Below are 12,921 nucleotides of genomic sequence, written 5' to 3'. Positions count from 1 at the left end.
GATCAAAATTACAGGCCTCGCATACCAGTTTGTCCACCCACTCACAAAAATCAAGCTATGCTCAAACCGCGTTACTTCTTATTCCCATAAAGTTCAAAAACGAATCTTCCCCAGCTCCTCCCGGAAAGCCGGTCTTCGCGGAAATTTGGTTAACAATTTTTGTGTGACGGTGAACGCTTCTTTCCGTCCGCCAACCTGTTGAAGCATTCGAATGATCCGGCAAACATCGGCGTAATCTCGCCTGTCTCTGGATTGATCCGCCCGGAATTCGATATATGCCACGAAAAGCGCCTTCACCTCCTCCGGGTAATGCGGAAGCAATTGCTCATAGAACGATTCAATTCGGTAAGGTGCCTTGCGGACATGTTCCAAAAGCCGTGCGTACATCTCCTCTTCCACCAGAATTTGGGTATACGTATGCTCTCCCCTCGGGCTCTGCTCTAATTGATCTAACATATCTTGCAAATACAAAGTCCATTCTCCCTCATCGGAAAATGTATCCTTCACAGAGCGATAATACGCATACTCTCCGTTCACAATCAGCTCCATCCCGAGTTTCCGCTGCTGTTCGACTTGTTCTGTGCGATGGTATGCCTCATACCGATATTTCTTCCAGCGATAGACGAGCCCCGGCAGCCTCTGATCTTGGGCTTCCCCGGCCTCCGCCAATCGGATCGCTTCCTCGGCATCGCCTTGCTCAAGCGCCGCTCGAATCGCAATCTCCCGAATTTCCGGGAAATGCAGATGTTTATACAAATAAGCTTTCGCCTGTTCTTCACCTGAACGTTCCAAAATTTGACCATATCGGAGCACAGTTACCCGCTCGTCTGTGTACTCCCGCGACCAATTGCTTCCGGACGTATGACCCAGGAGCGAATCCGCCGCATCATCCCATTGATGTTGCATCTGTTCCGACTCGATCAGCGCGCCCGCCGCCTCGAGGAGCGCGAGCTGCCAATCCGACCACCCGTCGTAATAAGGCTGGTGTGTCTCCTCCAACAACCGGCGGAAAATCTTCAAGCGTTCTTCCGCCGGAATATGATGGTGATCCTGAACCAGCTTGAAGATCGATTCCAGACAGCTTTCGATCACGATCCCGACTCCACCGTCCGAATCGTCGGCGGACTGCAATAATTCAATCATCTCTTCGATGATGCAAAACAGAATCGCCAGCCCGTGCAACCATTCCTCTTCATCGAAGGCGGAGAGAGCCTTTTCAGCGACGATCTCCGCACCTTCCACCGCGCGGCTTACGTTCCGCCAAGACACAAAACCATGATCATCCGAATATGTGTCAATGTAGGATCGAATCAACCGTCGGCAGGCGTCCAACTCCTGATCCGCGCCCCTTTTCGACAAGTGGAGTCTGATGCGCTCTTCCGCGGTATATGAATCCGATGCAATCGAGAGCAGCAATTCGATTAATTTCTCCTTGCTCTCTGCTTCCAACAGTTGCCGGAGAGACGGTTCCGGTGAAGATACCCCGTCTGCTTCTCTATTCTTAAGCTCGAGGAATACGGCGACTTGATGCTTGCATACCGGTCCAAAATCGTACGGACAATCGCATTCCGATTCCATTATGTTGTTCTCGTTGTCTAGCCTTACATAAACCTCATAATCCTCGTACCCGCGCACAACCGCAGTGTACTTTTCATCGGCAATGGACTTCAAGGAAATTACCCGTCCTTCGAACGCGTATTCCTTCCCTCTGTGTACAACTGCAGGATCTATGTATCTGGAAAAATCGGATAAATTCAAGAGGACCACCCCCTTTGGATGCTTCTTTCCATTTTGGAATTCCAATAGTCGATGAACACCTGATAAGATCGCACCGTGGTAAAGAAGGGAATATGTTGGTCTGCCGCAGCGTCGACATATTCATCTTTTAGAAATGGTGACAGCGACACAGGTCGTATATCGGTTGCCATTTGGAAAATAATCCTGCTCATTTGTTGCTTTTATGCTTAAGGATGTATGTTTTAGCCAAGTGGTTTAGATGGCCAACAGCAATTGAATTGGGATCACTCGGGTCATGCTTCTTCTGCATGGCACGTTCAAATTCATCCATCATCTTTGCAAAATCGCATACATTCTGCTCAAGACCAAATAAACGTTTCATGTCTCGATAGTGTCGAAAAAAAACTGCGTTAGCTTGATCATTGGGATAACCTAATTGTTGAAGTTCCGAAATGACCGCTTGAGCATACAGCTTAATCATCGTCTGTCTTGAAGAACGTTTCACCGGTATCCCCTGCCCAAACATTTCTTGATTACTCGAGAATCAACTTCACTTCAATGGATTCCAACCAATCAGAAACACGTTTGCGATTCTGCTCTTCAACAAACTGGTAATACCGCTCTAACTGCTCACTGTCGGAAGATAACGCATCCTTGAATCTTCGGAATATTCTCTTGCCGCCGCTTAATATGTGCATCAAAGTGGATTGCAGCTTTTTATCTTCAACCGTTTCCGCAAAATCAACCATGTCGGTATATCCTTCATCCGACTCCCGTTTCGGTATCCGAAAGTAAATTTCATTAAAGCCTTCTTCAATGATCTCGCTTAATTCTTCGTCCTCTTCATCCCGGTCAAACGTTCGCAACGTGACAACATCTCCAGTTTCGATATTCAGGAAGGACTCTATTCCTTCTACGTACATGTCGTATGCATCCACAATCTCCTGAAACTGCTGCTTGGTCAATTTCAATTCTTTCATAGGTTCTCCCTCAGCTACTATCGCTTTGATCAACTCGCCGCGTTGTTCCGCCTCATATTCCTCCCACGTGGTTCCATACGGGAAGCCGCCATCCGTATATCCGGCGATAAAATAGAAATTCTCGTCTTGCTCCAACAGCCCCGTGAATTCCGCTTTCTGACCGGTCCGCTTATTTTTCTTCCTGCCGCGCATTAAGTTCCCCACCTAAATCCATCTTATTTGAGCGTGCAGATTAGCCAAATTGTCATGAAAACCCCAGCCGATCCCTTCTGTTTTCGAAACCACGGCTTCAAGGCGCTCCTCGAATTCGTCGAACAACTCGGCTGTTTCATCTTTATTTACTTGATCAATGATATCGGCATACATGGACACCATGCTGTAGTAGAAGCGTTCATCAATATCCCCGTAGCTTAGGGTGAAATCAACTCCATTTTCAACGTAGACCAGCTTCAATTCCAGGGCGTACCTGGCATTTCCAGTCAATCTTTCGAATTCCGAGATCGCATGTTTCGCTTCCTGGAGTCTCAGCTTGCCAAATCCCCGCTCAGGGAAAAACTCTTTCTCAACCTTCTTGCAATACTCTTGAAAGAGAGACTCTACTGCTTCATCGCCCAGTATTCTTACAGCAAGAAACTTCTCCATATCTTTGCTGGCGCCATGACAAGCCTTCACCAAATCGATAAGCTGGTCGCTATTTAGCTGCTTCAGATGCTTATTCAGAGCAGACTTCGTCAGCTTCACAGGCTTTTTCCCTACCGGCCGCTTAACCAGTGACTTGGGGATCAGCTTGTCCTTCTGTCGCCCAAGCTCCTGATTCACTTCTTCGCAGGAGAAATGTTCGGGATCATATCCTTCTCGAACCCAGCCTATAAAATGATCCCGCTCCGGATGATTGGGAGTAAGCAGTACTTCCAGCATATGCTGATGCCCCCACACGCCTCCCACATCTTCCTGCGGACAGCCGCGGGCACCATCTAGACACAAGGGTGCCGGGTCGGATGTCGATGCGTCGATTTTGATCAACGTAACCGTGTGCTGCCAATCATCTCCAAAATCATACACGTATGTAAATACGGTGTTTTCTTCGTGAACATGCTTCTGAACGATTTCTCTTCGAGCATTCAATACCTCTCGGTCTTCCATATCTGCGAATGTCGGATCGGGCAGACCGATCACCTTTTCTTTCACATGAAACTCGTATAAATGGTAATTTTCCCATCCCATGACCGATTGGATGATTTTGTGAAGCTGATGAAACGTCACGTCCGGATGAAATTGAAACTCCCGCCAAATCTTCGGGGCAATCTCATTCAGTTCGATTCTGCATCTATAAACCATGATCGTCTGTTCTCCTTTTAAGTATTCCGAGTATATAAACAATCCCACTGTATCCCGGTTGGAATTACAATGGGTAGGCTATTTAGATTCATTCCCATTCTTCTTCGCGCATCCTTTTGATTTCATCAGTCAAATGCGCAGCTTGTTCCGGAGTTAAAACTCCAGCCGATTCAAGGATATCGTCAATGCTGCATTCATCCTCAGACATTTGTCGGTCCAACTTATTTGGCAGGGGCATAGCCAACTGTTCTCCTCCCAATTATAAATCTGAGCAATCATTTTCATTTCTCTCCGGGAAACAAAACAGGAACATTCTAAACTTCATTCTCCTGCTGTTCAAAAGAAATCCTAGACCTCTTCACAATGATACGCGACAGTCCCGCATAGGTCTGTCTTCCTCAGTATAAGCTTTGCCTATAATGGGATTGGTGAGTATAGCTTCTGTTTCAAGAATGAATAATTATATGAAATCATACGTTTTCTCGGGAGAAAATCACTCGCTGCGAAACTGGGAGAGCTTACTGCCGGAGACCATAAAACTACGCGGTTCATGATCGAAAGTCCTCGGGAGATAAGGATTTCAGTAACTCCGATGTGCTCAAGGCTTTGCCAAGCTTGAATGGACCGCTGCTCTTCCTCTTGCAAGACGAGAGTGAACTTTCCCTTTCCTGGAATATGAAAGTGGTACACGGAGTTGTCGCGGCTCATATTCGATATGTTCTCCATCAACTCTTCCGGTGAATTGACCTTTTCCATTCGATGTCACCCCATGTCATAAGCTTTTCCGCTCTTTTATCACCAGTATAACATAAACCGCCCCGAATCCTGTAGAAGCAGAAAACCGGTCCCCACGGACCGGCATATCGCCCATGTAGCTCGTCCACCCTTACTTCGCAAACCGCGCCGTTAGCTGAAATTGCTGAAGATCTGAAGAAAAGTAAAAAGGCCTACCCTGTAAGAATAGACCTAGAAGTTAAGATTTATATACATCACCACGAGAGCCAATTTTAATTACTTGGATAAGTAACTTATCATTCTCAACTGAATAAATAATTCGATAAGAACCCACTCGTAATCGATATTCGTCCATTGTTCCTTGCATCCTTTTGATATCGAGCTCTGGATGATAAGGGTCTTCACAGAGAATTTGTAGATGTTGAGTAATTCGAATACGATTCGTCCTATCTAATTTTTGTAAATACTTAAGAACATCTTTATAGAACTCAATTGAGTAAGTCATCGATAACATCCTTAAGTTTAATACTCTCGCCACGTCTAAAGGATTCTTTAGCTTTTTTAATTGCTTCAATATCATCTTGAGTAGTTGGCTCATCATCCCAAGGGATATGACGATACTCTTTATTTGTGACTAATTTTTCCAAGAAATCAGCAGCGATTGGAAGGGCTTCTTCAGGTAATTGTTGAATTAATTTGTTCAAATGATCTTTTGAAACTGCCATTCGATCAACCCCTATCTAGAAAAGCTAAATTAATTTTATTATAACACGTACTTAATGAAATTTCATAAAGATCGTACGGGCTATTTCAAGGTAGTCAGCAACATCAGCTAACACCGTATTCACGCTTCGGGCCATACGGCCCTTGGTCTGCCCGAGGCATTTCGGGGGAGAAGATTCATGCAGACAACCCTGCGAACCTAACCGCGTCGCGGCCGGCAGCTACGCTGCCTTAAGGTTCTCGGATTCGTGAATACAAGAACGTTACCTGAACCCCTCGTCAAAGATGAGTGGTCTGGTTTTCCTCCATAACAAAAAGTCAGAAAGTTAATGTCCATTGTTTTCTTCTTTAATCCAATTCCACAATACTTTCCTGTTCCAAGCGTATCCTTCGATCAAGCATCGTTTGCAGCACCTGCCTCCAATGGGTCAGTCGGGTATCCTTTAGAGCCTCCTCAAGCTTTCCGGCATATTCATCGCTGATTGACGCCGCTGAGGACTCGTAACGAAGAAGCGTCTCCGCATCCATTAGCATGGGCCTCAGATTAGAAAAGAATTTCTTCCGCAGGTATTCAAAAATCCGGATTCCTCCCAGATCAATATCACCCCAATGATACACTTCAATGTTCTTTTCCGATGCCGAGGCCAAATGCTCTGCCAGTCTACACAAAAAGGATTGCAATGACCGATGGGGAAATCCCCCGGTATATAGAACAAGCTCTGTGTCGCGGAGCTCGGAAGCGTGTTCGAGCCACAGATGATAAGTCGCCAAGTTTTCAATTGTTACTATCCGAGTGGCAACTGTTTGCACTTGATACATTTCTTCCACCGTTTTATCCGATAAGCCAACCCCACCGGCAAACACTCCAATATCAACCTTACGACTGTCGGTAGTACGGAATGAAAGAGGCCCGCTTACCAGCACAATTTGTGGATTTTTGGCCACCCCGAGGAAATCAAGCCATTCTTCCTCGGTTTCACGCTCCTCTCCTGATGCCTGCTTGGCGAGCGAAAGCAACCTTCGTTGAACGTTTCTTTCCATGTGCTTGGAGTCCTTGAACAGCCTCTGGCTAAGTAATCTTATTGGAACGGCTCGCTCGAGCCTAGGAAGCTCCAGCAATACACAAACAAGATCCTTATACCCCTCTGGATCGTCCACCTCCAGGTGGGCAGTTTTACCTTCGGCTAGCGATACATCGGCTTGTTCAGACCACACCCTGACCCATTCCCAAGGATGGCGGGATAAGGGAGTAAGGATGTGCCGCAAGCGTTCCAGCTTGTCCCGCTTCGGCATCCGCCCCGCAACGCGATAAGCCGTCTTCAACTCACTCCATCGCAGATAGATTCTTTCCAACTGCTCGCCGGTGCGAAACCGGGCCCAATTGAGTTCAACAAGTCCGAGCCGCTCCAACTCGGAAGCTGCTTCGTTGATCCAAATTCGTTTACGGAAATCCATTTCGTCTGTATAATCTTGCCAGAATGGACTTTTGTTAAGAGATAGCTGCGGCCTTTGCTTGGAAGGCTGCCCGGTTACAAAAGACTGGCTTAACTCGTATTTGTCCAACAGGAGGTTTAGCAGCTGGGAGACAAATTTGGATTTATATGGCGTTTCATGAATCTCCAAGCAGATCACCCCTTACCATAAAATCTAGAATAAAAAGCCTTGACCGTTTCCTTCATCCGCATCATCGGCTGAGGGGGATTTCCCGTTGTCAACGTTCGATAAATTCGATGCGGCAGCCGCCTCAGCCTCATATTCCGCTATTTCCACGGCTCCCGCTCTCGCCATCTCGTCTTCCGCCCCGTTGTCCCATTTGTCAATCATGTCTACATAACACTGGTAGTTATGCTTGCTGACGAACAGCGTGGTGGACACCTCAGGAGCCATATGCTGCATCTTCTCATCGGGAACGGCGGCAATCAGCTGCAGACCCATTTGCTTAATCAACCGCAGACTGGATTGAATCCGCTGCTCGTCCATTTTATTGAACGCTTCATCGAAAATGACAAGCCGCGTGCTTTTTCCGGAATATAAGTGGTGGAAGGAAGCCAATATCGCAATATAGAACGGTGTCTGCGTCTCGCCTCCCGATTTCTCCTTCAGCACTTGCGAGAAGCGGTATTTGCCGTTGCCGGATGTTACGATAATATCGAAATCCAAGTATTGCCGATAGTCCGAGAACTCCTCCAATTGTCCGGCCTCACCTTTGACCAGAAGATCGAACAACTCATGCAGAACCTCGGTACGATCATTGTCCGGTAATTCGAACAATGAACCCTTTTCCAAAAGCATGGGATCCATCACGGCATCATAGAAGCGCTTGTAACGTTCACTAGGGGAAACCTCAAAATGATACTTGTCGTCGGAAAAAGGAAAATGCCTCAGCGCATAGTTCAGCTCGTGAAACTCCCTACGGGCCATCTCGATCGCTTCCCTTAACCGAAAAATAAAGTGGGACTTGAACTCCTCTTCCGATTCTTTCAAAGCCGCCGCAACTTTATCCTGATATTCCGGAATATTCAGGTGTTCGATCGTTTCAAGCAGCCGATCGTAATCCTCGTTCGTGACCTTCTGGATGTCGGCGATAAAATTTTGATCGATATTATATTTTTGCCGCATTAATTGCAGCTTGTTGAACTGGCTGTCGCGCAGTGTCTGCTGACCCTTCCAGCTGCCTTCCCAATTTTGGATTTTCTGCCAAGTGGAGGCGGACGAATTGCATGCTTCTTCGTATCTTTGCATCGCTCCCGCTTCCCGCTCGCTGCCGTGCTCATTGATCCAATTCCGCCATGCGGCTTCGTACTCTTGCACCTTAATCCGAAGCAAGTGCAGCTTTCCTTCCGCTTCGGACTTTTTCGATTCGGTTTCCGTTTGCTTTTGGAGTAAGGATCCCCATTTTTGTTGCCACTTCTGTTCATCCTTCTTCCACTGCTCATACTCCGCCTGCAGCCGCTCCGCTTCGCTGAAATCGAGACCATTCAGTTCCTCTGTCTTCTGCAATAGCATTTCCGAGCATTCGTGGATATGCCGCATCAGGCCAAGATGGTCGGCAAGCTTGGTACAGCCCGTTTCCTTCAATTTGCCGATCCATTCGGAAAGGTGTTCACCCCAAGCATACAGCATGCGCCGTTCGTCCTGGGCAGACACCAGCTCGGAGCGGCGGATTTCCAACTGGCGGGCGATCGCTTTGGCGCCTATGAACGGAACCTCGTATTGCTCCTTGCGCATCTGCCGGGCTACCAGGTTGTTGTAAACCATGCATGATTGGGTCACCGCTGTACGATGGTGTCGCAGTTCCTGCTCGTTTGCAGCCTTCATCACCTTGCCCAGCAAATGCTCGACGTGCGCCTGGATTACGGGATGCTCCGCCTGCAGCTCGAGTGCCAGGGAACCGGTTACGGCCGTTCCCAAATACCGCTTCTCCTTCTCCGTATCGACGAGACCGACGCCTTCCAGCCGATAGGTTCGCTTCTCCCTTTCATAAATAGACAATGCCTCTGCGAAACATTCCGGTTCAACCAACAGATCGAAGCGCTGGGTGTTCAAATACCCTTCCACCGCATTACGCCAAAGCTCTTCCTTGAGCTCCATGTGCTCGCAAAACACCCAAACCGCCGAGCGGCCCCGCAGCCGTTCCTCCAAGATGCCCTTCAACTGGCGCACCGGTTCGGCATAGCTGCGCTTCTGCTGCTCCAGATCACGAATGATCGTTCTTAACTCTTCGATTCGAGCGTCCGTTTCACCCAGCTTTTCCTGCAACTGGTTATGTTGAACGAGCATCCTGTCACGCCACGCCGTTAGACCTTCTCCAATCTCAGCCAGATCCCGTGTCCACTCTTCTTCCTCATGGACTTCAATGATTCCGCAACGTGCCACAGCGTCAAGACGCGCCAGGCTCTCCTGATAACTGCGAAGCGTCTCCCTCTCTCCAGGCTTCCATGTCCAGTACGGATTGTCCGGCCAATCGTACAAGTTCGCCAATAGCTGAAGCTCCCGTTCAATTTGTCTCCGATACGTGAGCAAGAGCCTCTCTCCCTCGCTCTGTTGAGCGGTGAGCCGGGCAATGTCCTCGTGCAGCTCTTTCTTGCGCTTCTCCGCAGCATGGTTCTGCCAGCGCTGGTAAGCATCCTGCTGCTTGTCCCGGGCTTCCGCCTGCAACCGGGCGGCAAGGTCAATATCATCCGCAAGCTGTCGCAGCTCTTCTTCCAGCCGGACATTGTCCCGTTCGGTCTGCTCCAGATTCTCACTCTCGTAATCCGCTTTCAAGCGCCGGATCACATAATCCTGCTCAATGGCAGTCTCCTTGTATTTGGCATACTGGGCATAACACTCACGTATGGATTGCAGGTGCAGCTTCTTCTCCTGAAGATGCTCCAGCTCCTGGCGATACCGTTCGTGGATCTCGAAATTTTGCCGCATCAAATCCAACTGCAGCTCTTTTCGGTCGAGTATATAATCGTAGACAAAAGCACGGATATTCTGGATCGGCTTGAACGAGAGCGCTTTGGTGAATATTGTGAAAAACCGATCATGAAGCTGTCCCATCCGGGCGAGTAAGGCTTTCTGATAGTTGGTCTTGTTCCTTTCAAACAAAGCCTTTTTTCCGGAGAGCCCGCTGACCCTGACGCTTTCCCCACCGTAGCGCTTGCGGAATTCGTCTCGATTGAGCAGCTGGCCGTTGGATTTGACAAACTGCAAATCATCCAACCGCCGATCTGACAAAATGAAATACTCTTCTTCCCCGGTCGTGCTTCCTCGGTATACATCAATCGCTACCCCGACAACGAACCATTCCTTACGGTCCTCGTCCCGGAATTCAGCTGCAATATAAGTCGTAAAATCGCCGTCCCTCAAAAAGGAGCGCTCGTCGCTGCCGATTTTTCCCCTAAGATAATTGATAAAGCTGCGTTTGGCGTCATCGTGTGCAGCCGCATTGAACTTGATCATTCGATGATCAGCAACGAAAAGCACCTGCAGCGCGTCAATAATCGTCGATTTTCCCGCGGCGTTCTGTCCAGTGATCAACGTCTGTTTTCCGAATTCCAGCTCCTCGTCCTTGAAATAATGCCAGTTAATCAGACGCAGCCGCTTCATCCATTTCATCCAGCAATCCTCCCTCCGCGTTCGTCAGGTACAATTCTAGCTTATCAAGCAACGACTGCATCTCATCCGTCTGAATCATATAGATCCAAGTATGGAACAGCTTGAACCGGGCATCATCGGAACGAATGTCGGAATCCAGCGGTTCAATCAATTGGGCCTGTACGCACAATCTAACCAGCCTGTCCAATGCGGTACGGTTTACCCATTCCAGCCGGAACGTCTCGTACTTGCTGCGAATTTCATAAAGGGTAATCATAGGATAATCCGCCAGCGATAGGCCTTGCCTCTTCTCCTCATATAGTAAGCGCAGCACCAGCAGCCATAGTGTCTGTTCCCGGTCAAGCCTACGGCGAAGACGGCCATCGGGAATATGCAGATAGACGCATTCATGCCGCTCGTCCACGACAAGTTCCCAACCAAGGAATCGATAATAGCCCTCCAACGCGGTACGGTAGCGACGAATTGTCGCATACAACTCCCGGTCCTTGTCTTTGATCAGAAGGTTAACCTCCATGAGTCGCTGGATTACTTCTTTGACCTTCGATTGTTCAGAGTCGCTCAAATCTTGAAACATCATGAATCGTTATCCTCCCCGCTCTTTACGGACAATGTCGTGATTGTGGAATCGATATCTTCCGACACTAACCGTCTGCCGCTTGCCTTGCCGGTCCAAGCTGAAACGCGAGCCACCATCCGAGCCATACAAATAAACATACCCCAGCATAAGAAATTCCTCGGCACTACTTGGAGCGAGCTCGATCAGTTCCATGCGCTTTCGGTCACCAAGCCGGGTCATGACGTAATCATCCACTTTTTTACGGGTAATGGCCTTGCGCATTTTCTCTACGTTCCTCTGTCGCAGCTCCTCCATCACGTGTGCCGGAATCGGAACCGTAACATGGGTCTCCGGCTGATGAGCCATCCTTCGGCGGCGCGGCGGCAGGAGTGACTGCTCTGACCATCCGCGAACCTGATTAATCGCGAACAGCGAGTATTCCGCATCCTGCTTTTGCTGGCCGAGCAACTCCAGCAGACGTGTCAACCGGCGGTCCAATCCTTCATGCTGCTGACTCAAATATCTGGCCCGGTCGTAGGAAGAACGAAGATACTGGTTATGCCGCACATCAATCTGATAGAAAATCTCTTCCAGCCCGACAAAGGTTTCTTCAATGAAGAATAAAGCTTCCTTGACGGCATATTCCGCTTGTTCAACCGTTTCATACAGCTCGCTCTTGACGCCGTCCATTGCAGCTTCCTGCAGCAAACCCCGATCTAGGAGCCACTTCTGAACCGTATGAAGGATTTGAAAACGATAGCGCGCCACATGATCCGACGTTTTGAGCCGGTGATAGCTTTTATCTACAATTTGCGATTTATAGGTTTCAAAATGATGGTCCAGCACTTCGCGAATCGAAGTTTTTTGAACAACTGTCTCCATGTGATGCTTCATATTATTGTATAACCCAATCAATTCATGGCGAAATTGCCTTGTTACCTGTGCCGCCTCCATTACGGCGAAACAAGGGCGCATTTTGGCCTCCTCGCCGGTAAGAAGCTGATAAGTTACAAAAGCAAACCGTTGATATTCGACCGTCCGTGCTTCGCATAATTCCTGAAACACCGCAATCAGCCGGCTGGCATAATGGGGAAGTACAATATAAGCTTCGAACTGGCTGCGGGTTTCCACATCAATCCACTTCGCCCGTTCCAGCCGTCGCAGCAATGCATTGGCCTGAGCTCTGGAGACATCCTCTAACGTAAGCTGATCCTCTCTTCCAGCTCCAACCGGCTCATCCTCATCGGCAGAAATGACCATACCCGTTTCTTGTTGAGTCTCCAGCAGCTCCTGCAGCAGATCCCGCATGACTTCATAGCGAATGCCGAACCGCTCCCTTTGCGAATGCTCGTATAAAAGCAGCAGTGCTTCCGCATATATCTTCCGATTGGAACCCGTCAGAAGATGAAATAATCCTTCCGGTACTACATCAAACAAGTTCATCATACCGTGCGCATACCCTTTCGGAGAAAAATGTCGATACTTTATTATACTAGATTTGGAAGATATGAAGTATGGTAGAATACGGCTATTCCCTTCAATCTTAATGGCAAGCTCCATTGGTATACGGAATACTTGCCGTACAAGGCTCTCAAGTATCGGTATTAACTCCAGAAGAAGCAGAAAACCGGCCCCCTCGGACCGGCTGATTCAGGCTCCATATAGCTCGGCCCACCTCACCGCACAAACCGCCCGCTGCACACAAAACGCGCTGCTTCCTGACGTCGGTTCGTGTTCACAACGTGTTGA

Annotated in this window: 12 protein-coding genes; all 12 read right to left on the bottom strand. The window is 48.5% G+C overall.

Annotated features, from left to right (window positions below; translation table 11 throughout):
• Positions 1-93: 93 nt before the first annotated feature.
• The 12 genes from JMF85_RS11910 to JMF85_RS11855 all read right to left on the bottom strand — a co-directional run bounded on the left by JMF85_RS11910 (position 94) and on the right by JMF85_RS11855 (position 12,618).
• Positions 94-1,767: an SWIM zinc finger family protein gene (locus JMF85_RS11910; protein WP_236595833.1), complete on the bottom strand. Its 1,674-nt coding sequence runs from the start codon at positions 1,765-1,767 to the stop codon at positions 94-96.
• A gap of 178 nt (positions 1,768-1,945) precedes the next feature.
• Entirely contained in the window at positions 1,946-2,242 is a 297-nt protein-coding gene (locus JMF85_RS11905; protein WP_201318250.1) for a nucleotide exchange factor GrpE, read from the bottom strand.
• Positions 2,243-2,270: 28 nt separating this feature from the next.
• Positions 2,271-2,909: a UPF0158 family protein gene (locus JMF85_RS11900; RefSeq protein ID WP_054799813.1), complete on the bottom strand. Its 639-nt coding sequence runs from the start codon at positions 2,907-2,909 to the stop codon at positions 2,271-2,273.
• A gap of 12 nt (positions 2,910-2,921) precedes the next feature.
• Positions 2,922-4,055 (bottom strand): DUF6155 family protein, encoded by a 1,134-nt coding sequence (locus JMF85_RS11895; protein WP_201318249.1) that lies wholly within the window; start codon positions 4,053-4,055, stop codon positions 2,922-2,924.
• Positions 4,056-4,143: 88 nt separating this feature from the next.
• On the bottom strand, positions 4,144-4,299 hold the full coding sequence (locus JMF85_RS11890) for a hypothetical protein (RefSeq protein ID WP_157462203.1): 156 nt from the start codon (positions 4,297-4,299) through the stop codon (positions 4,144-4,146).
• A gap of 170 nt (positions 4,300-4,469) precedes the next feature.
• On the bottom strand, positions 4,470-4,811 hold the full coding sequence (locus JMF85_RS28040) for a hypothetical protein (RefSeq protein ID WP_236595830.1): 342 nt from the start codon (positions 4,809-4,811) through the stop codon (positions 4,470-4,472).
• A 217-nt stretch (positions 4,812-5,028) separates the two neighbouring features.
• A complete protein-coding gene (locus JMF85_RS11880) occupies positions 5,029-5,295 on the bottom strand; it encodes a type II toxin-antitoxin system RelE family toxin (protein WP_201318248.1) in 267 nt (88 codons plus the stop codon).
• Positions 5,279-5,515 (bottom strand): hypothetical protein, encoded by a 237-nt coding sequence (locus JMF85_RS11875; protein ID WP_023554896.1) that lies wholly within the window; start codon positions 5,513-5,515, stop codon positions 5,279-5,281. The genes JMF85_RS11880 and JMF85_RS11875 overlap by 17 nt, the downstream gene beginning before the upstream one ends.
• Before the next feature lie 346 nt (positions 5,516-5,861).
• A complete protein-coding gene (locus JMF85_RS11870) occupies positions 5,862-7,136 on the bottom strand; it encodes a Wadjet anti-phage system protein JetD domain-containing protein (RefSeq protein WP_083351195.1) in 1,275 nt (424 codons plus the stop codon).
• Between the two features lie 24 nt (positions 7,137-7,160).
• Complete coding sequence (locus tag JMF85_RS11865; protein WP_127608671.1) at positions 7,161-10,616, bottom strand: ATP-binding protein; 3,456 nt, start codon at positions 10,614-10,616, stop codon at positions 7,161-7,163.
• The gene (locus JMF85_RS11860; RefSeq protein ID WP_023554899.1) at positions 10,585-11,193 is read right to left on the bottom strand and encodes a DUF4194 domain-containing protein; all 609 of its coding nucleotides are present in this window, start codon (positions 11,191-11,193) and stop codon (positions 10,585-10,587) included. Before JMF85_RS11860 ends, JMF85_RS11865 begins: the two co-directional genes overlap by 32 nt.
• Positions 11,194-11,199: 6 nt before the next feature.
• Positions 11,200-12,618, bottom strand: coding sequence for a Wadjet anti-phage system protein JetA family protein (locus JMF85_RS11855; RefSeq protein WP_023554900.1), 1,419 nt, complete (start codon positions 12,616-12,618; stop codon positions 11,200-11,202).
• Positions 12,619-12,921 lie beyond the last annotated feature (303 nt).

The sequence above is a fragment of the Paenibacillus sp. EPM92 genome, from assembly GCF_016586185.1.
Classification (GTDB): Bacteria; Bacillota; Bacilli; order Paenibacillales; family NBRC-103111; genus Paenibacillus_G; species Paenibacillus_G validus.
Note: the sequence above shows the minus strand (reverse complement) of the source record. Positions and strands in the feature narration are given on the sequence as shown.

What these genes read in the sequence shown, in the direction of transcription:
- JMF85_RS11860 (WP_023554899.1), bottom strand. Translation starts at nt 11,193, where the DNA reads ATGATGTTTCAAGATTTGAGCGACTCTGAACAATCGAAGGTCAAAGAA.
- JMF85_RS11875 (WP_023554896.1), bottom strand. Translation starts at nt 5,515, where the DNA reads ATGGCAGTTTCAAAAGATCATTTGAACAAATTAATTCAACAATTACCT.
- JMF85_RS28040 (WP_236595830.1), bottom strand. Translation starts at nt 4,811, where the DNA reads ATGGAAAAGGTCAATTCACCGGAAGAGTTGATGGAGAACATATCGAAT.
- JMF85_RS11880 (WP_201318248.1), bottom strand. Translation starts at nt 5,295, where the DNA reads ATGACTTACTCAATTGAGTTCTATAAAGATGTTCTTAAGTATTTACAA.
- JMF85_RS11900 (WP_054799813.1), bottom strand. Translation starts at nt 2,909, where the DNA reads ATGCGCGGCAGGAAGAAAAATAAGCGGACCGGTCAGAAAGCGGAATTC.
- JMF85_RS11895 (WP_201318249.1), bottom strand. Translation starts at nt 4,055, where the DNA reads ATGGTTTATAGATGCAGAATCGAACTGAATGAGATTGCCCCGAAGATT.
- JMF85_RS11865 (WP_127608671.1), bottom strand. Translation starts at nt 10,616, where the DNA reads ATGAAATGGATGAAGCGGCTGCGTCTGATTAACTGGCATTATTTCAAG.
- JMF85_RS11855 (WP_023554900.1), bottom strand. Translation starts at nt 12,618, where the DNA reads ATGATGAACTTGTTTGATGTAGTACCGGAAGGATTATTTCATCTTCTG.